We start from the raw sequence: 22,314 nt of genomic DNA, 5'->3' as shown, positions 1-22,314 counted from the left end.
GTTTTACTTGCTCTGATTCGCTTGTGTGAATTTGGTCTCTTCAATTTTTTCTTTCGTGCTTAAGGGGATTGAGAGATAATGTTTAATTCTATTTGCTGTTAGCTTCATCGCAACAGACGAGTTACGCATGGCTCCATTGACAACACATCTACCGTCCCAATCTTCTTTGTTATTTCTTGACCAGTCTATATCTTTTAATGCTTTAGTCGTTTTCTTCCAAGACGGATCATTCTTTAATAACCAGTAACCGACAATACCTAGGGCTTGAAATGTGACAGAATAAGCATGAATTGATTCTTCTCTTATTTCGCCGCCAGAGACCTGTTCTTTATAAACTAACTGCCAAGCAGGAATTACATCAACAAGATGTTCCCAAAATTCACGAGCGATGAAAGTTTGCTCTTTGTATGTGCTCTCATTGATTTCATCAAAAAGCTCTTTGGTCGCCTTGTTTAATGCACTGTGACTAACTAGTTTTTTTGAACGTTTGCCTAGATTGCTATTTTCCATATGTATCAATTTAGATAGAATTTTACTTTCAAATACGACATTCTTAGATAGAAGAGCGTCTGGTTTTCCATCGTAAGTGATACTCAGAGAACTATCAGTTTTTACCGGGTATAAATTAAGGTCTTTAAATATTTTTTGTCTTTCTGGTAAAGACTTCCCAACAAAAAATACAACTGAAATATTTTCCTCACCAAGTGATGGATCCTGTTTCAGTGCTTCATTAATTGCTGCATTACGGTGTTGTCCATCAGTAATGTAAACTTCTGCATCATCATCGATGGTTAGAGTACCAATTTTTTGTTGGTGTTTACCTCTTCCAATCGGTGTAAATTCAGTTTCGCCATCAATACATGCTGTCAATGCAGAGAAGACATAACTATCTCTATTTTCTAAGATATAGTTACTTATTTCAGGTATACGATCGAGATTTAAAATTCTTTGCGCCCGATCTTTTACTGGTAATGTACTTTCATCAAATGTAAATATACGCTTTAATCTTTTGAGTGGGCACATCACAGTGTAAAATTCGGTATCTGCTTGTATGCCTTTTATGGCTGGGAACGATGTTCCAGAGATTACGTCAGTCATATTTTATCCATAAGTACAATGTTTTCACGAACAATTATGATTGTTCGTACGAACAATTCGTGTAATATACGCTAGTTGCTTATTAATGTCTCCTAATTTGTTAAGGCTTTAAAATGGCTATATATTTAGATTGCAATGCGACTACTCCAATGGCTCCAGAGGTCGCTGAAATAGTTCGAAAGTATATGATTGAAGAATATGGAAATTCAGGCAGTAGGACTCATGAATTTGGAATGATAGCTAAAAAGGCAACAGAGCTTGCTAGACAGCAAGTTGCTGATATTGTTGGTGTTGAGAAAAATGAAGTGATATTTACTAGTGGTGCAACTGAAAGCAATAATCTTGCAATTCTTGGTCTTAAATCGTGGGCAAAAAAACATAATAAGAAGCATATAATAACGACTAAAATTGAGCATAAAGCGGTTTTAGAGCCTATTGAGGTTTTGGAGTCTGAAGGTTTTGACGTAACTTATCTTGATTGCGATGAGTCAGGAGTTGTATCAAAAGAACTATTATCAAATGCACTGAGAGAAGATACTTTTTTAGTTAGCATTATGCATATTAATAATGAAACTGGTTCTGTTCAGGATATTGACGGTTATTGTGATGTTTTGAATGATCATGAAGCTTATTTTCATGTAGATGCAGCACAAGGTTTTGGAAAGTATAGTGAAGCCTTAAAACATGATCGTGTTGATATGATTAGTGTTAGCGCGCATAAGTTATATGGACCGAAAGGAGTTGGTTCTCTTATTGTGAGGCGAAGAGGTTTTAAAAAGATCCCATTGCAACCGTTAATGTATGGTGGTGGTCAAGAGCGTGGTTTAAGACCGGGTACGCTTCCTGTTGCGTTGATTGCCGGTTTAGGGGAGGCATGTTCTTTAGCTAATAAGAATTCTGAAAGGTGGTCTCAACATTGTCAAATTTTAAAAGATAAAGCCCTTAGTGCCTTTTCTGAAATAGGTATTATGGTTAATGGTGAAAATACTGTACCCCACGTGCTTAATTTTTCTATTCCTGAGGTTAATTCTGAGGCCGCAATGGTCGCTTTAAAGGGAATCGTTGCGGTTTCGAATGGTTCAGCTTGTACATCTTCAAGCTATACCCCAAGTCATGTTTTGACAGCGATGGGATTCAATGAAGATCGTATCGATAATGCGATCCGTATGTCTTGGTGTTATCAAACAAAAGAGTTACCATTAGCGGAAATTATTGAAAAGATTAAGCAATACTTATAAATCGCCATGAAGATTTACGAAGCTGCGATAGCGGCACTTAATTTTATAAAAAAACCAGCAACAGCTTCGGCAATCTATGAAACGATTGTAGATAAAAAGCTATATGTTTTCGGCGCAAAAAAACCGGTTGAAGTTCTTAGAGTTACGATGGATAAACATACCAAGAACAAAGCTTTTTCCAAAATGAATGCAGATAGGTATTTTTATAAATATACTAATGGGGAATATGAGCTTCTTGAAGAGTTCCGAGAATTTTCGGTAAATTACGAAGTTAAAGAGCCTTCGCCTGAGGAACTTCAAAGTGATAATTGTTCTGAGCAAATTTTTGAGTTAGCAACTCAGCAAAAAGAGAAGTGTAAGGTTGAAATATTAACATATTTGCGGGCATTATCTCCGAGTGAATTTGAAGAGTTTAGTGAGTTATTTTTAAACAGATATGGATTTAAAAATATGACTGTCACATCTGTCGGTCGAGATGGCGGGATAGATGTGAAAGGAGCTCTAAAAATTGGTATCGCAGAAATGAGAGTTGCGGCTCAGTGTAAACGATATGCTGAAAATAATAAGGTCGGTCGTCCTGACGTTTCTCAGTTTAGAGGTGATATTACTGGAGAATATGAACAAGGTATCTTTATTACGACAAGTAGCTTCACCAAAGAAGCTCAAGCTGTGTCGTTTAAGCCTGGTTGTGTTCCTATTGTGCTAATTGATGGCGAACAATTAGCAGAAACAATTATTGAAAAAGGTATAGGAATTCAAAGGCAGCAAGTTGAAATTTATGACTTTGATGCGGATCTTATATTTAGCTGATTCACTAATTTTTTAGGGAACTCAATGTAAACGCTCTGATTTTTTTATTATGTTTACCTAAAAGTACCTCAAATTCGGTTCGAGCCATCTGAGTTTCCTCAGTTGGTTCAAACTCCATCAACTTAGCTAATCGTTTATCAAAACTCAGCTGTTTTCTATACATATGATGAGATTGAGTCGTATATAGATGCTTATTGAGCAGCGGTGGTCTTCGGCTCTCATTTATGTAGTCAAAGAAATCGATATCTTGTTCAGCCATTTTTATTTTTATGCGCTCAACTAAGAAAGGGACGGAGTTCTCGAAGTTGTCATAAGCGGTAAGAGTCAGCTTACCTGATGTGATATGGATTTTAATAAGATCGATCTCTTCATCAAGTTCACCATACATCTGTAATGCTGCACCAACATAAACACGCAATAATAGTGGTAGTTCATCAATAAAATCACGATGAAAGATCAGTGAATGACTATCGTTTAATAAGCTAGCAGATATTGTTTTATGTGCTTTTTCACATTGAGTGTTGATTAACTTAGTATCAGCAATCGCAAATAAAAGTTCTGTCGCCAAATTAATCGCGGTATTGTATTCACCAAAGAGTGCTTTGATATCTCGTTTTAATACTTCTGGTTGTTGCGTGTAAGGTTTACGTTTTTCAAATAATTCCATTGCAAAGTAGAGTAACAAATCCTCTTTACGATTTTTTTCTGCTTGTTTGAACTCTTCAGTGTCAAACATATCTTGTAGTAGATTGAAGACCTTTTTGTGTGAGCCAATGAGTTCTCTGATTTTTCCAGATTGATCAAATTCTTCATTAGCTGGAATACGCCCCAGATCTAAGCAAGTATGCCAGAAATCATCAAAGAGCTGTTGATGCTGCGCGATGAGTAATTTAGCTTTATCTTTTGCGTCTACTGGTTGGGGGGATGTGAGTTGTTGCCATGTATGATGACGTTTATATTTTTGCTGAAGATAACTTTGTTCTGCTAGTTTATCTTTGAAGAGATAGAAAATACCGGGGGCAACAGCTATTGCTTCTTCTTGTAGATTCCGTTCTAGGTAGGCTTTGATTTCTGATTGCGCATAATATTTTTGGAATGTATTACGAGAAGTAATAACACCATCTTTGTATGATTTAAATTGTGCAATGTAGCTATCATTAGCAAGCATTACAGATACCACTAGTAAGCCAGTAGCTAAATCCCAAGCGCCAAGTAATGCTTCTAAACGTTCATCTTGATCTTCAATAACATTAAGTACAAAGCCTAAATTAACGATATCAGAAGGTGTTTTATCGTTATCTGGTTGAAAGTTAGGATCCCAGCCTATAGCATCTAGCCCATGTGCTTCCAGCTCTCTGAGATCATCACCTCGACCGCAGCCATAGTCAAAAATAGAATATTCACCGTTTAAATAACCATTTTTAACTAATGTTTTCATCGGTGCAGAAAGGTCGTGACGTACAATCGCTGTTTTATGTCTATCTATAGTTGGATCGTCAACAGATGGACTAACCGCTGAGCATCTGAATAACCGACCGTCGACTAACTCATAACCTTTTTTTTCTATAATATTTTGCCAAGAACGTTTGAAGCCAATAATACGAGTATTTTCATATAATCCTGCATTTTCACCTTCTTGAGTAATATTTTTAAAATGTTCAAAATGCGGGTTACTCGGCGTGATCATGGTTTCTTTACGATGCAGAATTGGCGGGTTATCGGAGTTACTGTAATCGGTCACCTTATGTGTGAGCTTAACTAAATCGATATTTACACTTTGCTGTAGGGCGGGGTAAGACTCTGAATAAAAAGTAGGGTAACTTAACAGTGATAGTCGAAAATCTTTCTTATAAAGCTTCACGAGATCCCATTCGCTAACCTTAACAGCTTGAGCTACGGCCGGAATAAAATTTTGTAATGATTCCGATGCTTCAATAAGAGCATCTTTATGAATATATATAGCGTCAGGTAATTGTTTGCCTACTTTTAGTTGTGATATGAGCTCTTTAAATAGTGCTGCATTCATATTTCATCCTTAAATTCTGCAGTTAAGTAGTTATCTTTATTATATCTTTTTCCTGGGTAACGTAAGCCTGTTTTTGGTGATGGCAACATGTATTGAATAAATTGGCTATTATCTGGGCCAATACTGACATGGAGTGGTTTATTATTGCCATAGAAGTAAATGCGATCAAAGGGTAAGTTCTGTACGATATATTTTGCAATAATGCCCATATTTTCTTCAAATCCCTTAACGATAAAATCACAAGCTAAGCCACCACGTTTGCATATAGGGTTGCCTCGACTATTTGTAGTGGTCAACAAATACTGGCCACGGTTTTAGAGGTTAACCAATATAATCGTTCTGATTCATTCGGTGTTAATCCGCCATTATATTGATGTGGTCGTAATTGGCTGTAATAACCAATAATATATCGAGTGATTTCATGTTTTGCTTCAGCAAAACTACGATAGCCAACATTTGGAACCCATTCTGTTTTTAAACTTCTAAAGAAACGTTCCATTGGTGCGTTATCCCAACAATTTCCCCGACGAGATAAACTTTGTTTAATCTGGCATCGCCATAATAATTGTCGATAGTAGCGACTTGTATAATGACTGCCTTGATCGCTGTGGAACATAACCTCTTTAGGTTTATGTCGTGATTCATAAGCCATCAGAAGTGCTTTACCTGTTAATCGACTATCAGGCGATAGAGACATCGCCCAACCAATAGGTTTTCTCGAAAATAGATCGATAACTACAGCAAGATACATCCAACGATTTACAGTCCAAACATAGGTCACATCACCGACCCAAACTTGATTTGGTGATGTAACCGCAAATTGACGATCAAGATGATTAGGAATCGCGATATGTTCCTGTTTTGCTTTACGGTATCGATGTTTCGGTGATTGGCAGCTAACAAGATTAAGGCCTTTCATTAGCTTAGATGCACGATATCTGCTCAAGGCGATGCCTTGAGCAGTAACCATACCGGCAATACTTCTAGCCCCTGCAGAACCATTGCTAGCTGCATGTACCTCTTTGATTAAACAACGAAGTTTAATCAATTCAATAGAAATAGACTTTGGCCGTCTCTGCCAATATTTATAACTACTGCGATGAGCACCTAATACTTTGCATAACGTTGTTATGCTGTGGCTCTTCTTGAGTTTCTCGATTAACGAGAATTGTTCAATGAGTCTGACATCAAGAGAGCAGTGGCTTTTTTTAATATTTCATTATGCTCATCAAGTGTCGCTAACTTCTTTTTTAATTCTCGTATTTCAATTTGTTCAGGTGTCATTGGTGATGCTTTGGGAGCTTTTCCTTGGCGCTCCTCTTTAAGCTGTCGAACCCACTTATCCATCGTAGATTTACCCACATTCATTGCTTGGGCTGCTTCTGTTACTGAGTAATTTTGTTCTAGAACTAATTGTGCTGCTTCAAGCTTAAATTCAGCACTAAATAATCGTCTTGTACGCTTTGTCATAATGTCACCTATCCATGTTATGAGGTGATGATATCACCTCTGAGTAGGTGGCCAAATTTAATGTACCACTACACCGCTTATGATGGACTTGTCCAAGTGACTAATGTGGGTTGCTTCGCTCACGCTCGTCGCAAATTCATGGATGCTAAGAAACTTCAAGGCAAAGGTAAATCAGGTAAAGCGGATAACGCCCTGTCGAAAATCCAAAAGCTCTATGGTATAGAATCGAGGCTGAAAGGGGCGTCTGCTGAGCAACGCAAAGCAGAACGTCAGACGTACGCTAAGCCGATATTGGATGAGCTTTATAAATGGATGACAACTCAACAAGTGTTATCGTCAAGTTCGTTAGGAAAAGCGATAAAATACACGCTAGGCCAATGGCCTAAACTTATCCGTTATATTGATGATGGTCACTTATCTATTGATAATAATCGCGCTGAGCGCGCAATCAAGCCGTTAGTGATAGGTAGAAAAAACTGGTTATTTTCTAATGCACCAAGTGGTGCAGATGCAAGTGCGATGCTTTACAGCATCGTGGAAACAGCCAAAGCCAACGGACTTATCCTTTACGATTACCTGGTCAAATGCATGAAAGAACTGGCGCAACCTGAACCAGAAATAAATGCGCTACTACCTTGGAACTTCAAACACTAATTATATCGCCCCGTGGGTTCATGGGGCGGATACGATAGAGCTGCATTGCGTATTGGTATTTCCAAGAATAATGTTGCTGCAGTCTTACGTTTTTCACTACGGTCTTTAATTATTGTATCGCTTTGCTTATTTGTAAATTAGATCAACTCCCTTTTGCCAAAAGCTCAATAAGTGTCATTTTCGATAATTGCTGTAAGTCCATTAATCCAGCAACATAAGTTGGCGGCATGCCATGTAGAATATTTAATAATGAACTTGATTCAAATTGTTTGATCATGATTTTCTATTCTTGGCTATTTAGTCGGTTAAGTATTTTAAATCTTCTTTAGATTGTTCTTGTTTTTCGTTTTGAGTGATTAGAGTTTGGTGTTTATGGTGCGCTTACACATTACAAAGTAATTTATATATTTATCATTCAATGTTAATGCTGCGTTGGTAGATAAAAATAGATGATGTGCATAATTAAGTTGATTGATTAATGTACCATTTTTCAGGAAGGGAAACTTAACTCCACATGAAATATTAAAAATTGTAGTCACAGATTTGAAATAACTAAGGAAGGTTATCCAATGAGGACAATGAATATCCTCTTACTATTATTAACTTTTGTAGCATCTTATCCAAGTAACGCTGGAAAAGATGATTTACTTTTGCCAGCCACTAACTTTAGTGGGTATATTTTTAGTGACTTCAACTCCGAATCCGGTAATAGTCAGCGAGGGCTAGCTGTTGGTGGAAACCTCGACATCGGTGGATATTCTATTGGTGCTGGCTTGCCCTCAGACTATAGCGATTTTGGCTTGCTCGTAGAAGGGGATGTTAACTTTAGTTTAGGTCGCCTTTATCAAGGGAAAATACGCATTGAAGGCGACGTTAGCGGAGTTAGCAGTTCAGTTATTGCAGGTTTTCCTGCTGGTGTGAGTATTGAAAATATAGCGCTTGAAAACTCCATATTCTCGTCGAAAGAATACTATCAGGAAGTATCACGGCAACTTTCTGAAGCAGAAGTAACCGGTGAGTCAAAATATCAGTGGGGCGGGTTATACCTCGAAGGTGATTGTGCTTCTCCGGTTCAAGTGTTTAATATTGATGGTGCGCAATTTCAATCTGCTCATACTTTTGAGTTTAGCTGCCTTCCTCCTGAAGCAACCATTATCATTAATATGCTTGGTGACAGCACGAAATTTAATAGTGTACAGAGCAAAAGTATGTCATCTCTTGCCGTTCACAGAGAAAGAGTACTTTTCAACTTCCCCGACTCCAGTGAGCTGAAGTTTGCAGGAATAAGAATTGAAGGTCATGTGTTGGCGCCTAATGCAAATATTAGTGCACCACATGGCGATTTGATGGGAACCGTGATAGCGAACCAGTGGGTTGGTTCGATGCACTTGGGCGGGGAGCTGTTTAAAGGGGACTTGACCTCTTTAGTCAGCTTCAATGAACCTCCTGTGATTGAGTCAACGCTGGTTACTCAAGTTACTTGGCCCGATGAATATCAATATGTTGTCGTGGCCAATGACCCTGATCATGATCCGATTACGTATTCGTTGGCACAGTCACCTGATGGTATGGTGATCAATCCAATTACCGGGGTGATTTCTTGGGTTACAACAGACATTCTAGCGTCTTCTTTTGGTGAGTTTCCAGTCGAAGTGATTGCGACTGATGATAAAGGGGAGTTTGACAGCCAGACTTTTGCTGTGAGATTAGATGCTCCATCTAATTACGCCCCTGAAATCACGTCGACGCCTATTACAGAAAGCACCATTGATACGCGGTATAGCTACACGGTCTCCGCTATAGATTTAGACGGGGATGGACTTTCATTCCGTTTGGATAATGCGCCACAAAACATGCTAATCGACGCTGAAGTAGGATTGATTACATGGCCTATTTCTAACGGAGACACAGGTAGTCATCTTGTTAAAGTCGTTGTTAGCGACGGTAAAGCAGAAGATAGCCAAAGCTTTAATGTTAACGTTACTGCGCTGGGTAACAATGCGCCTGTTATCGTGTCTGCACCTATTTCTGAGGTCGTGCTGCAAGATCTTTATCTCTATCAGGTTGTCGCGATAGATGAAGAGTCTCATCCTCTGACGTTCGAACTGTTAGACGCACCAGTGGGAATGGTTATTGATGCGGATACTGGCCTTATCACCTGGAAACCGGAAAGTTTAGAACCACCGGTGACAGTACGTGTTCAGGTTAGAGATGCTCCGGGGTTAACCGATAATCAGCAATACCGGCTAACCGTCGTTTCGGTGGCCAACGAACCGCCACAGATTACCTCACTACCCGTCGAAGTGGTTGCTAAAGAGCGGCCTTATTATTACCAGGTTACCGCTACGGACGACAAGGAGACACAACTGCATTTCAGTCTGGTGCATGGTCATAAAGACATAACGATTGACCCTCTTACCGGAGAAGTGCAGTGGCAGAATGTCTTATTGCCACCTCAAGGGTTTGAGCAAACTAACCAGCAATGCAAAATAATTCAGGGAACGACCACTCGCGTGAGCGGTAGTGCAGATGTTTTTGTCGTGGTGGACGAGTCTGGATCTATGTCTGGAGAGCACAACTGGCTCAAAGACCTAGTGGCTTCATTGGAAGTAGGTCTGGCTGATGCGGGTGTTGGTGAAGACACAGCGAAGAATCATTATGGTCTGATCGGGTATGAACGCGGACCCCGCTATCTGATGGTTGATAGGGAGAAAATGGTTGATTCAGCCGGCTTCAGCCGTTTAGCGGCGCAGCTAAGACTCTATGGCGGAACCGAAGATGGATATCGTGCTATGAAAGGAACGCTGGATACTTACTCATTAAGAACGGACTCTGCGAAGAACTTAATCCTTGTTACAGATGAAGACCGAGATGTCACCTTATCTTGGTCATACCAACAGATGTTGGAGCAACTCAAGTCAACCAGGACCTTACTCAATGCTGTCACTAACTCATCGTTCAGGTGTGACGATGGCAGTTCTGCAATGGGGATGACTGCTGAAGGAATAGGCTTTGTAGCCGATGGCAGTGGCAGTTACTACACCTGTAATGGGGCAAGGGCTGTAAGCGGTTCTGGCGCCAGTATAAGAGATTACGTGAACTTGGCCATTGAAAGCGGGGGAGCAGCCTGGGACCTTAACTTCCTGCGAAGTGGGGGACTTAGAGCGAAGTCTTTTTCTGAGGCGATTGTTGATATTAAGATTAAGGAGATCATAGATCAACTCCCTCCTATTTATCTGGCCGACTTACAAGTTAACCGGATAATGCTTTCAGAAAGCAAGAGTGGATTAGTACATGTAGCTGCGACGCTGAACAATCGGGGTCTGGCAGACACAACGCATCCTTTCGCTGTCGCTTTCTATAGTCAAGGTGTTTTTATTGGGCAGGTTGATGTTCAAAACATAGCTACAGAAAGCAGCCAGCCATTGGTATTAAAAGATATACCAGAAAGCGCCTTGGGTGATGACATTGAAACCATAGTTGTTAGTAGCAATGAGGAGTGCCTGACCGATAACAATGAGACGCGCGCCATGATTGCCAAAGTTAAAGTGACGGATAGTCAAGTGGCAGAAGCTACACAATGGTTTGCGGTTAACGTGGCGGAGAGCAATGAGTCCCCAGTCATTGAACCAGTCCCTCCAATTGTGCTTGAGGTTGGTGAGAAATTCCAATTAGCGTTGAACGTTTCAGATCCGAATGTTGGGGATGATTTTTCATTCGCTCTTGTTGATGCACCTGCTGGCATGCGTGTCAATGGTACCAGTGGTGTTGTCTCGTGGCAGCCAACGCAATCTGACGTTGGGCAGCTGATGGCTGAAGTTGCAGTGCAAGATCTCACGGGTCTGCAGTCGACAACACTGCTTTCATTTGATGTTCTCGATTTTCTACGGGCACCAATAATTATCAGTGAGCCATTGTTAAAAGCGCAGGTAGGGGCGAGTTACTATTACCAGGTGGTAGCAGAGAGTGATCGAAATGTCCGTCTTGTTTATCAGCTTATCGAGTCACCAGAAGGAATGATCATTGATGAAAACACGGGTGAAATTAGCTGGCGTCCGGATCAAGTCAGTGGAGATGGCGGACACAGCGTTATCGTCGAAGTTATCGATGATAAAAACTTAGTTGCCATCCAGTCGTTTGTTATCTTTGCCGTCACCACAGGAGACGCTCCAGAGTTTACCAGCACACCTACAACGTATCTGCAATTGGGCGAAACGTTCACATACCAAGTGTTGGTATCGGACAGCTTAGGACAACCGATAGACGTTAGTCTGCAAGCTTTCCCGGACGGAATGACCCTTGATGCTAACAACTTGGTATTGTGGCAGCCGAGTAAATCAGGGACGTATTCTGTTAGGGTTGCTGCGAGAAGTGACGGAGGACTCGTCACAACTCAGAGCTTCGATGTACAGGTAGTTGAAACTGCAAATCAACCACCACTCATTGCAAGCCAACCAAGTTGGCGAGTTGAGAGTGATGGGGACTTGCACTATCAGGTGCTGGCTTCAGATCCAGAAGGTGAATCGCTGTCATACCTGTTGATGGAAGCATCTGCTGGAATGGTGATAGACACGAATGGTTTAGTCATATGGCCAGCCAGTACACAACTTGACGGAAAGTTCAGCGTACGTATCCGAGTCGCTGATCAGTCGGGCGTCTTTGCGGAGCAAAGTTTTAGCTTTAGTTACTATCCGAGTAACGCCGCACCGGAGTTTACGAGTAGTCCAACAGGTATTGCAGCAATTGATACCCCCTACAAATACTTGGTGTCTGCTAAGGATCCAAATGGTGACCCAGTATCGTTCTCGTTGGCAACGGCTCCTGAAGGGGCTGTGTTAACCGCGTCAAATGAAATCGAATGGACACCAAATGCTTCCCGGTTGGGTACGCACACCTTTGTTGTTGTTGCTGAAGACCCTTTTGGTATGCAAAGCACACAAAGCTTCAATGTTACTGTTCGTGAAGTGTTAAACAATGTTTACCCTGTCATTACATCCGTCCCTTTACTTGAAGCCTTTGTGGGGACCAGTTATCAGGACCTTATTATTGCAGCGGATCCTGATGGTGATGATCTAACTTATCGCTTAATTGAAGCGCCAGCAGGAATGACTGTCTCTAGAAGCGGGACGGTAACCTGGCTTCCTGAAATCAATCAGAAGGGAAGTAATCCCATTACTTTAAGAGTTTATGATAACTATGGTGCATATGCGGAGCAAATGTACAGCATTCGTGTAAACAGCGGAAACGAGCCGGTAATAACGAGTACCCCTGTACTATCAGCGTATAACGGGATGGATTATGCGTACCCGATGACAGTGGTTGATTTGGACAATGATCCTTTACGTTATCAGCTTGACGAAGGCCCAGTAGGGATGGCAGTAAGCAACTCTGGCGTTCTCTCCTGGAGTGTCACTGAAAACGATGTTGGTGATCATTACGTAAGTGTTTCGGTGTTTGATTCCGTTGGGAACAGTGATACACAGAAGTTCAATCTAACCGTTAAATATCTAGGTGAAAGCCAACCGCCAGTGTTGACAAGTTTACCTAAACTTCGCGCCCGAACTGAGTTTGTGTACCTTTATCAGGTTGTTGCGAGTGACCCTGATGGCGATGCATTGCGATATCGCCTGCTTAGCGCGCCAGAAGGAATGAGTATCAGTCAGTCCGGACTCGTTCAATGGTTAGCAAACAACAAGCAGATTGGGTTGCAGGACGTGGTTCTGGAAGTGAGTGACTTAACTAGGAAGGCTGTCACTCAACGTTTCGCGATAGAAGTAACAGCGCCGGGTGAGTTTAATCGCCGTATTTGTCGCGTACCTTTGCAGTAACCACCGGAATATAGGGATATAAATATGAAATCTAGCAATATTGCGCTTGAGTTCTGGCGAAATACCGGTGGCTTTCTCCGGATGGTAGCCTTAACTGTGGCGATGCTTTACCTGTTTGTCTTCTACTCGCCTTCTGCGATGGCGATGCTCGCGGCAAAAGAGCATTATGAAAATAGGGATGTAGGCATCGAATTGATGAACAGTGTTGAGGCATTACGCCAACACACTTCCAAATACCTTGCAAGTTTTACTGGCAAGGAGGGTGATGACAAGTTAGCAGAGCTAAACGAGATGCGTGTGGTGCTAGCTGAAAAGTTTCAACGTTATGTTTCGTATTCCGTCAACATCATCGCTGATCAAAAGGATGAAGCTGAACATGCGTTGCGAAAGCAGCTCAGTGAGGCCGTAAAGATAAATGATGTCCAGAAAGTTAAATTGTTCAGCGATCAGCTGTCTATGATGTTCAAGCATTATCACTCAATGATGGAAGCTGCTAGCGCTCTCGGTCAGGCAGATTTCAATTCTGTCACCGAGTCTCAAGAGCTTGCGGGTAAACTGCATCAATCATTGGCATCGATAAAACTGGGTCCAGCTCCTCACCAATACAATAGTGAAATACTGCCTTTCGGCCCTCTTTCTTCTGCTGTTCACGAACCAGCCCCTTCTGTTGAAGCACTTCAGGATTATCTTGGGCTTTTGAGCCAAAGCAATCAGGCTAATGCACGCACAGTTTCAAGTTATGCGTCAGACCCAGCGTCAGACATGTTCTTGCAGTTTAATGAAGATAACCAAGCAACTGAACGCTTAACACAGCTAGCCACAGAGCTGAATCACGATCCGTTGGCTATCTATAACTATGTCTACAACACCATAGAGTATGTTCCTGCACATGGTTCTATTCAGGGGGCAGACTATACCTTGTTTAGCAAACGAGGTGGGGCAATTGACCAAGCCAGCTTGCTGGTCAGTTTGCTGCGGGCTTCAAACACCCCTGCACGTTATGTCTATGGCTCGGTGGAAGTTGATATTACTCAGTCACTTAATTGGGTTGGCGGTGTTAGAAATGTCGAAGCACTGCAAAATCTGCTTGGTCAGGGTGGCGTACCTAATTTTCTGATTACGGATCATAATGGTGTTGCAAAGCGCCTTAAGATGGAGCATGTATGGGTAGAAGCGCAAATTGAAGGGCAATGGGTCGCATTAGACCCTAGCTTCAAACAGTACACCCATGAGGAAGGTATTGATCTAAACGCAGCGATGGATACTGACCCGGACCAATTGTATGCCGCGCTAACAGCAGCTGCTGACGTTGATCATGAGAACAAAACGGTTCGTGGACTTGATCAAGCCTATGCCGCTCAACTTGTTTCGGAGCTGGAAAAGAAAGTCGAAGACTATATTCAGCTTAACCATCCCAATGCGAAATTTAATGACATAGCGGGAGGGAAGAAAATTGTCAAAACCGAAGCAGAAGTGCTTCCTGTGGCGTTGCCATACATTTCTGTTGTCGCCAGCCAGCCGTTGGCTCAACTACCAAGCAATATAAGGCATAAGTTTGGGTTTACGCTGAACGATAACTACCGAAACACTTACCTCAATGTGGAAATGTCGCTCCCTGCATTAGCCGGTAAAACGTTGGCGCTGCATTTTACACCAGCTACTCAGGCCGATATTGAAATGCTAAATGCCAAGCTGCCACAAAGTGAAAGCGAAGTGACGTCATCAAATGTGAAATTACCGTATGGATTAATCCAAATGGACGCAGAGTTTCTCGTCGATACGCAGGTGGTAGCGACGGGAAATCGGAATTTTTCTCTAGGGGAAGAACTTAATATCTCTAAAGGCTTTTGGACGCCCCGATTTGGATGGGAAAAAACTGACAGCCCTGTCATCGCTGGTGAGTATCAAGCAATTGGTATTGACTACCATGGTATTGAGCCGAGTATGTTGGCAGATTTGAAAGCGAAAAATGCCGCTGTTAGCCAACAACTGGATGCTGGAAACATCGGTACGCTAACCAAACACGATACAGTAGGGCTTTTCCTGCAAACAGGGATACATAGCTATTATGCTATGGTCAACCTCCAACAAACATTGTTGGCGAAATCTGCAAAAGTTGTGAACTATATTCAGCCTAGCTACGGTACATTCAGTACTGATCTGAGCGTTTCTTACTTCTTTAGCGTTCCTCGTTGGGTTTCTCTCAGTGGGCTGGGAATGGATGTTGATAGGCTGGCAAACAATGCGGAAGCAGCGAATAACTGCCTGGACGACTGGCGAGACTATCACCGTAAGACAGGGGCGGTTTCGTCATATCTTGAAAACTTAGTACCAGAAAAAATGTTGGATGATGGTACCAACAATCCGCAAGGTATTAGCGCTGTTAAAACATTGGGTATTGCTGGTCAGCAAGGTCAAAAAATTTACATATTGACTAATAGCAACCAGTTTTTACTCAGTGAGATAGCAATCGATGATGAAGCAAGATCTGAAATAAACAGTGCGATTGCATCGGGTAAAGAAGTCACCGTTCATGAGAAACCCATTTCTGTCGTTGGTTGGACTGGCTCAGGCTACATTATCACAGACCCTGTCACTGGTTCTGGAGCTTATAAGATTTCAGGTGGAGAAAATGGTGGCTACGTGAGTGATGAGATGGCGGTATATTTTAGTTTTATTGGTTTTGGTATTGGATTAATTTCGACTCCACTATTATTAATGGTTAGTTTGCTAATAGCCGGGGCACTTTTGATTGAGCTTTGGTTAGATCTTATGGTTTACGATAATGGTTCAGAGTTTTGTCATGACATGATGATTTCATTGTTTGTCGTTATTGGTCTTTTACCTTTCTTATTGGGACTTGCAGGTCTGCCAATTATAGGATTTCTTGGGCTTTACATTGGGATTATGGCTGGTTTGGTTGTGTCCCGAGCGTTGGAGGTAATATCACTGATAGGAAGTCGCTGTCCAAATCAGCGACCTACAGTGCGATGAAAGAATTCCATCAATATAGAGATGAGGAAATGCATGAGTAGTGATTCGATCTTTCTAGTTTTCTTGGCAAGTGCATTACTAATATTGTCATATGCGTTAGTCGGTTTCGGTATTATAAAGTGTATTGTGAAGTGGAGCTCAAATTTATCAGATAAGCGTGTGATCTTCTTGGCGGTGATTTTTATCTATCTATTATCGGTTTTCGAGCTGATAGGTATAGTTAATGACTTATTTCACCTAATCAGTTAGTTCGAAATATCTTTATCTACTTAGTTATATTTATGAAAATGAGGTGAATAATGGAAATACTATTTTTTATTGCTTTTTTGTTGTCGCTATTGAATGTGGTGTACGCGTTAGTTACAAAAAATATATTCTTTTCCGGTGGCTGGATTAGTTATTATGATAATAAGTTAAATTTTTTTGCCGGTTTGGTTACTTTTATAGCATTTATTTTTTTCTATGGTGGTTTTTACTTTTTTATTTTTCCATCATTATAATCGCCATCTCCAATGGTTTGCTTATCTCATCGAAAAATAAAACTTTTTCAAACACAATATCGAGTGCTGATAATTACTATAGATTAGCTTCTTTTTATGTGTTTGGTTCCAATCATTGCTTTATTAGTGATTGTTGAGAATAACTACGTATGGAGTGAGTTTATAAAATTTAAAATAAACACAGATGTGTGGGGTGTTTCATTTGGATTCGTAATAGGATTTTTAACTGACCCCCAATAGTGGGACACCAATTATTGGGAGTCAGTTAACTTCTGTCAGCTTTTTATATCCGCTATCTAACCCGACTTAAAAATCGGCATCGACCTCAAATACCATTGGCTCACCAGTGACGGGGTGGGTTAGGCCAAGGTATTGTGCGTGCAAATGTAAGCGATCTGCTTTTTGACCATATAAGTCATCACCAATAATCGGCATGTTCATGCCGTTGTGGTGGGCAGAGTGAATGCGCAGTTGGTGAGTGCGGCCTGTTTTGGGGTAATAATACACCTTGGTTTTACCGTCTTTACGCTCAAGAACCTGCCACTTGGTGAGTGCAGGTTTACCGTGTTCATAACAGACTAATTGGCGCGGACGATCGTCTAAATCAACTCGCATTGGTAAGTTAATTTCACCATGATCCTGCTCGGCAATACCATCTAATAAGGCCACGTAACGTTTTTCTGCGGTGCGTTCAATAAACTGTTTTTGCAAGGCTTTATGCGCATCTTTGGTAAGTGCAATCACTATTAGCCCAGAGGTCGACATATCTAGACGGTGGACAATTAATGGGCTATCACTGTCAGGGAACATCGCTTGCATGCGGCTATAAACAGAATCGGTGATAGTTTTGCCAGGAACCGATAGAAACTCTGCCGGTTTATTGATAACCACCATCGCATCGTCTTGATACACAATCTCTAGCTCTTTGCCTTCCGCTGGGTTTTGTTCGAGCGGGTTCGCATCAATGTCTAGTCCTGCTAGCATATGTTGTAAAATCGGCTCGCATTTGTTTTTACAGGCTTCATAGAAGTATTTGTGCTTACGAATCTGCGCAGCAGGTGAGGCTCCCCACCAAAATTTAGCCATCGCTAAAGGCTTCAGGTGTTGCTTAAAGGCATGCTGAAGTAATTTAATGGTGGCGCAATCTCCCGCACCTTGTGATGGTGTTATATCACCAAAGAGATCATTTAAATCTTGTGTTTCGCCATACTGATTTAGAAATTGATATTGTGCGTAGCGCTGTTGTTGTAATGCTGCCGTTAAGCTGTCGTATTCTGATTTGAGTAACGCCAACTCTGCTGTATCAGCTTGTAACTTATCGTGAATATCAGCCAGTGTTTGAGTCCACTGCTGACGAATTGTTTTCTGTTGGTGCTTATCAAATGCACTTTCACGGGCTAAGCGATGGAATTCTTGAGTCATGAACTCGCTATCGTTACTTTTTTCTGCCGCTTTGCGTTGTAATTTACGTTGTTTGCGCTGTTCTATCATTTGTAATCGAAATGACTCAGCGGCTAACTCGGCTTGAGTTTGAGCTGTTTGGTACTGCTGTTGTAATTGAATATAGCTAGGCTTGCACTCAATTGCGGTTATTTTAGTGCTAAGTTCATCAATCAAGGCTTGCTGAGCCTTCATCGTAGGATCGATGTTGCGTTCATCAAACACAGGTGGAACAAAGTGAGCTAGGTGGGTAAGATTGGCAATCTTGCCTGAAAATGCCGATAAATAACCGAGTTCACCTTGTTGGTTTTGAACCAATAACACGCCAAACATATGACCAATCGCATCATTATTATCCAACCCAAAATTATGCTGCCACTGCTGTTGAGTATCGATATGGTGCTGTAACTCTTGAGCGGCTAACACGCATAAAGGATGAGGCGTGTAGCAAAACGGAAATGTAAACCGTTCAGGAAGAGGGTGGATATCAGTTGCTGCGATAAAGCGGGTGAAGCTAGTGTCAGATGCGTGCATGATGGTATCTATTACGAATAAGGGCGGCGATTTTAACATCTTCACCACTCAATTTCGAGTTTGGGATACGTATAGAAAAAGGCTCTGAATTGAGCCTTTTTATGCGTGGTTATTATTACTGTACTCTTAATAAAACAATAATATTAATTACTGATCACTTGCCTCGTTGTGACTAAACAAATATTGGGTAGCTGATCGGTTAAAAAAGCTTGTTTGCCTTTAATACGTTTACTGTTGAGTACATAAGTTCTTTCATTGAGCTTGCCTTGAAACTTCCACTTACTGAATGCTTCGTGACGAGCATCAGAGCACGAAGTTTGTAATACGTAACTTTCAGTGACTGAAGTATCACAGCCGCCTGCGGTATTTTTGACACCGTGAAAGCTAATATGGCTATCACGATCGCGATAGCTGGTTACTGCCAGTGCATTAAAAAGGTGAATATCGTCTGCTTTATCGGTGTAAGACAATATACGATGGGGGTTGGTTTTCAATGTCACATCAGCAAGTTGTATTAATTCGGTCGAACAAGGGATGGCTTGACTCTCTAGTATACTGTCCATTGATGTTTTCGCCATTGCTGGTGCAATAAACATATTTGGCAATAGACAGACTCCAATAATAAAAAGTTGTGCATCTTTCATTTCAGCGCTCCGATCAATACTTTTTCAGCGGCATAACTAATAACTGAACATCAAACTGTTCACCATCAGCTTGTTGCATGCGGACCGTGATCACTTGATCGGCTTTAAGCGCATTTTTAACGCCCATAAACATCAGGTGATAGCCATTGCTTGCAAGGGTAATACTGCCTTTAGCTGGGATCTCAAGTGCATCTACTTTACGCATTGCCATTTTACTATCACGCATAAACATTCGATGAAATTCGGTATGCTTGGCAATAGCAGTGCTCGCGCCTGTAAGAGTGATTGCTTTATCACTGTTATTGATGATTTTCATATAACCAGAACTGACTTTGGCACCTGGAATAGTGGCTTTGGCAGTCGCATTTTCAACGGTTAATGCAGCGTTAATTTGCTGAATATGAGTATAATCGTGCTGGGCTGGTGGCTGATGTTCCGCATGAGGCATTTCAATGGCAAAAACCGCCGCTGGAAAACAGCTAAGCAATAATGCTAAATACAAAGAACTTTTTTTCATTATAATATTTCCTATTGTTTAGCAATTGATTTGGCGTAAACGCGCTCAATACCTGCAGCGAGTTCAGTGGGGGTGGTGTTGTGACTCATCGCACCAACTAATGTGCCAGCTTCATCAATAATGTAGAACCGTGAAGAGTGATCAACGGTGTAGCTTAATTCCGATGATTCCATGTCGACAATGTCAAAATAGACCCCATATTGTTTGGTTAATGCATCAATTTGTTGTTGGGTACCGGTTACGCCGACAACATGATCGTCGAAATACTTAGCAAACTGATTTAAAGACACTAAATCATCGCGTTCAGGATCGACACTAATGAATAGCCCGCGCACATGGTCATAGGTTTTTGGTGATAGGCGTGATAAAGCCGCCGATAGCACCCCCATTGAAGAAGGGCACACTTCAGCGCAGTTTAGAAAGCCAAAATAAAGCACCACGATATTGCCTTTATATTGATCAAGGCTGACAGGGCCATTTAAGCTATTAAGCTCAAAAGGGCCACCAAGATCTTTAAGTGGTTTTACATTTTCACCAATAGGGGTCGTGGTGTTATAGACATAGCATCCCATCAGTGTGGCAAGAAACAGTGCGCCGACGAGAAGCACCATTTTAGTTGGGTTTTTGGTCATGAATGCGGCTCCATTATTACAGCTGGAACTGCATTTACTTGGTAGTTTTCACTGAGCGTTTCAGATGAAAAATCCAGTGAAATCAAGGTGCAAAAAACCATGATGTTAAAAATAGAGCTTAACAGCATTTTTTTACCCCATTGCGCATTAGGTACTTTTTGATAGCCTACTTTAGCAATATATAGCCAATGTAAACTCACCAGTCCCATACCTAAAGCATACCAACTGCCAGCGTAACCAAGGTAAGTAAGGGTAAATGCCGCCATTGCAAAGGCAATAATGTAACCGATGATATGGTGACGTGCTCTCGCAATCCCCACTTCAACCGGTAACACTGGAATGGATGCGGCTTTGTAATCTTCGAAACGATAGATCGCAATCGCATATGAGTGCGGAATCTGCCATAAACAAAAAGTGATGAATAATACCGCAGCACCAGCATCAAACTGGCCAGTAACGGCACAATAACCAATAACAGGTGGGCATGCACCAGATAAGCCACCAATTAAAGTGCCATGGATTGATTTACGTTTGAAATAGAGACTATAAAAGCCGACGTAAACCACAAATCCAAGCACACCAAATTCAAACGCGACTAAAGATGTATATTGATAAAGGGTAAAAAAACCTGCCAGGCATAATGCCGTTGCCCACAATAAAGCGTGAGAGACAGGTACGACTTTTTTGACTAACTCGCGCTCACAGGTACGCTTCATTAACTTGTCGATATCAATATCGATGACATTATTGAATACACACCCAGAAGCAACAATTAAGGTTGTACCAACGCATACTGCGAGGAGTAATAACCAATTAATGTTGCCTTGAGATGCAAGTAGGACACCACCAATGGCGGCAACTAAGTTGCCACCGATAATGCCCGGTTTAGTGAGTTTAAGATAAGGTTTAATCATAGAACATCCCTGATCAATGACCCATTAGCATGTTGTGGTTTAAGTGATCCATGATCCACAAAGAGCCAATAAGAATAATAGAAACAATGACGACCACGAATACGGCCGATGACGTATTCCACATTTGTTCTGATGAGGTGTTCATATGAAGGAAGAACACCAGTTGTACCAGGATTTGTGCCACGGCTAATACCATGATCACACCAATAATGAACTGGGTTGAACCAACGCCAGCCATTACCATTGCAAAAGGAACAATGGTTAAAATAATCGAGAATACCAGTCCTCGAACATATTCTTTAACACTGCCATGCGCTTGGCCACCTTGGCCATGTCCAGTTGCGTGTTGGTTAGTTGAATTGCTCATTACAATACTCCCATTAAGTAAACAACACTGAACACACAGATCCAGATAATATCTAAGAAGTGCCAGAACAAACTTAAACAGGCTAAGCGCGTTTTGTTGTCCTCAGAGAAACCATCACGTTTAAAGTGGAAGAACAGTACAATCATCCATACTAAACCAGCAAATACGTGTAATCCGTGAGTTGCAACGAGGCCATAAAATGCAGACCAGTATGCGCTGCTATGGAATGTCGCACCTTCATTGCTGAAATGGTAGAACTCATATAGCTCCATGATTAAGAAACAGAAACCCAACATAAAAGTAATGCCTAACCATTTGAGCATGCCTTTCATGTCTTCATGGTTAGCCTTTAACATTGCCATGCCAAAGGTAAAACTACTAAACAGTAGTAACGCCGTTTCTGCCAATACAAAAGTTAAATTAAACAGCTCTTTAGGCTCAATTAAGCCAGCAAAACTGTTGGAGTAAACCGCATAAACGGCAAATAACGTACCGAATAATAAACAGTCACTGAGGATGTAAATCCAAAAGCCAAAAATAGTATCACCAGCGTAGTCGTGATGGTCATGATCATCGAGATCATGACCGTCATGAGACTGAGCAGGGACATTGAGGTTAAGTGTATCTTTTACGTCTGTAGTCATAACT

The 22,314-nt window shown here is 41.4% G+C and carries 16 protein-coding genes and 1 pseudogene; 5 read left to right on the top strand and 12 right to left on the bottom strand.

Annotated elements, in window-relative coordinates:
* Positions 1-3: 3 nt before the first annotated feature.
* Complete coding sequence (gene dndB / locus PMAL9190_RS07350) at positions 4-1,098, bottom strand: DNA sulfur modification protein DndB (RefSeq protein WP_087844576.1); 1,095 nt, start codon at positions 1,096-1,098, stop codon at positions 4-6.
* A 113-nt stretch (positions 1,099-1,211) separates the two neighbouring features.
* Between dndB and dndA the strand changes: the two genes are divergently transcribed.
* Together dndA and PMAL9190_RS07340 are read left to right on the top strand one after the other, a co-directional pair.
* The gene (dndA, locus tag PMAL9190_RS07345; RefSeq protein ID WP_087844575.1) at positions 1,212-2,336 is read left to right on the top strand and encodes a cysteine desulfurase DndA; all 1,125 of its coding nucleotides are present in this window, start codon (positions 1,212-1,214) and stop codon (positions 2,334-2,336) included.
* Positions 2,337-2,342: 6 nt separating this feature from the next.
* A complete protein-coding gene (locus PMAL9190_RS07340; protein ID WP_087844574.1) occupies positions 2,343-3,146 on the top strand; it encodes a restriction endonuclease in 804 nt (267 codons plus the stop codon).
* Between the two features lie 4 nt (positions 3,147-3,150).
* On the opposite strand, the gene PMAL9190_RS07335 is transcribed toward PMAL9190_RS07340, so the two are convergent.
* From PMAL9190_RS07335 to PMAL9190_RS07325, 3 genes are all read right to left on the bottom strand, one after another.
* On the bottom strand, positions 3,151-5,172 hold the full coding sequence (locus PMAL9190_RS07335) for a DNA phosphorothioation-associated putative methyltransferase (RefSeq protein WP_087844573.1): 2,022 nt from the start codon (positions 5,170-5,172) through the stop codon (positions 3,151-3,153).
* Entirely contained in the window at positions 5,169-5,471 is a 303-nt protein-coding gene (locus tag PMAL9190_RS07330; RefSeq protein ID WP_144384330.1) for a hypothetical protein, read from the bottom strand. Before PMAL9190_RS07330 ends, PMAL9190_RS07335 begins: the two co-directional genes overlap by 4 nt.
* Positions 5,465-6,642, bottom strand: a protein-coding gene (locus PMAL9190_RS07325) for an IS3 family transposase (protein WP_370738754.1) whose coding sequence is annotated in 2 segments (ribosomal slippage) — positions 5,465-6,375 and positions 6,375-6,642 — 1,179 coding nt in all. Because the reading frame shifts where the segments join, the coding sequence is not laid out codon by codon here. The genes PMAL9190_RS07330 and PMAL9190_RS07325 overlap by 7 nt, the downstream gene beginning before the upstream one ends.
* Before the next feature lie 69 nt (positions 6,643-6,711).
* Here PMAL9190_RS07325 and tnpC point away from each other — a divergent pair.
* Positions 6,712-7,296, top strand: a pseudogene (gene tnpC / locus PMAL9190_RS07320) (IS66 family transposase); the annotation flags it as partial.
* A 142-nt stretch (positions 7,297-7,438) separates the two neighbouring features.
* Here tnpC and PMAL9190_RS20445 read toward each other — a convergent pair.
* Positions 7,439-7,573 (bottom strand): hypothetical protein, encoded by a 135-nt coding sequence (locus PMAL9190_RS20445; protein ID WP_268808109.1) that lies wholly within the window; start codon positions 7,571-7,573, stop codon positions 7,439-7,441.
* 301 nt (positions 7,574-7,874) lie between these two features.
* Between PMAL9190_RS20445 and PMAL9190_RS07315 the strand changes: the two genes are divergently transcribed.
* Entirely contained in the window at positions 7,875-13,124 is a 5,250-nt protein-coding gene (locus PMAL9190_RS07315) for a choice-of-anchor A family protein (protein ID WP_159458370.1), read from the top strand.
* Between the two features lie 24 nt (positions 13,125-13,148).
* Complete coding sequence (locus tag PMAL9190_RS07310) at positions 13,149-16,118, top strand: transglutaminase-like domain-containing protein (RefSeq protein WP_087844569.1); 2,970 nt, start codon at positions 13,149-13,151, stop codon at positions 16,116-16,118.
* 806 nt (positions 16,119-16,924) lie between these two features.
* On the opposite strand, the gene PMAL9190_RS07300 is transcribed toward PMAL9190_RS07310, so the two are convergent.
* From PMAL9190_RS07300 to cyoC, 7 genes are all read right to left on the bottom strand, one after another.
* Positions 16,925-18,592, bottom strand: coding sequence for an RluA family pseudouridine synthase (locus tag PMAL9190_RS07300; RefSeq protein ID WP_087844567.1), 1,668 nt, complete (start codon positions 18,590-18,592; stop codon positions 16,925-16,927).
* A 143-nt stretch (positions 18,593-18,735) separates the two neighbouring features.
* Positions 18,736-19,236 (bottom strand): hypothetical protein, encoded by a 501-nt coding sequence (locus tag PMAL9190_RS07295; RefSeq protein WP_235004316.1) that lies wholly within the window; start codon positions 19,234-19,236, stop codon positions 18,736-18,738.
* Positions 19,237-19,249: 13 nt separating this feature from the next.
* Complete coding sequence (locus PMAL9190_RS07290) at positions 19,250-19,753, bottom strand: copper chaperone PCu(A)C (protein WP_087844566.1); 504 nt, start codon at positions 19,751-19,753, stop codon at positions 19,250-19,252.
* 11 nt (positions 19,754-19,764) lie between these two features.
* Positions 19,765-20,385: an SCO family protein gene (locus PMAL9190_RS07285; RefSeq protein ID WP_087844565.1), complete on the bottom strand. Its 621-nt coding sequence runs from the start codon at positions 20,383-20,385 to the stop codon at positions 19,765-19,767.
* Positions 20,382-21,299, bottom strand: a complete 918-nt coding sequence (gene cyoE, locus PMAL9190_RS07280) for a heme o synthase (protein ID WP_087844564.1) — start codon at positions 21,297-21,299, stop codon at positions 20,382-20,384. The genes PMAL9190_RS07285 and cyoE overlap by 4 nt, the downstream gene beginning before the upstream one ends.
* 13 nt (positions 21,300-21,312) lie before the next feature.
* Positions 21,313-21,666: a cytochrome o ubiquinol oxidase subunit IV gene (gene cyoD / locus PMAL9190_RS07275; protein WP_065166764.1), complete on the bottom strand. Its 354-nt coding sequence runs from the start codon at positions 21,664-21,666 to the stop codon at positions 21,313-21,315.
* Entirely contained in the window at positions 21,666-22,310 is a 645-nt protein-coding gene (gene cyoC / locus PMAL9190_RS07270) for a cytochrome o ubiquinol oxidase subunit III (protein ID WP_087844563.1), read from the bottom strand. Before cyoC ends, cyoD begins: the two co-directional genes overlap by 1 nt.
* Positions 22,311-22,314 lie beyond the last annotated feature (4 nt).

The organism is Photobacterium malacitanum, from assembly GCF_900185615.1.
Classification (GTDB): domain Bacteria; phylum Pseudomonadota; class Gammaproteobacteria; order Enterobacterales; family Vibrionaceae; genus Photobacterium; species Photobacterium malacitanum.
The sequence above is the reverse complement of the archived record's forward strand: the minus strand, read 5'-3'. Positions and strand labels throughout refer to the sequence as shown.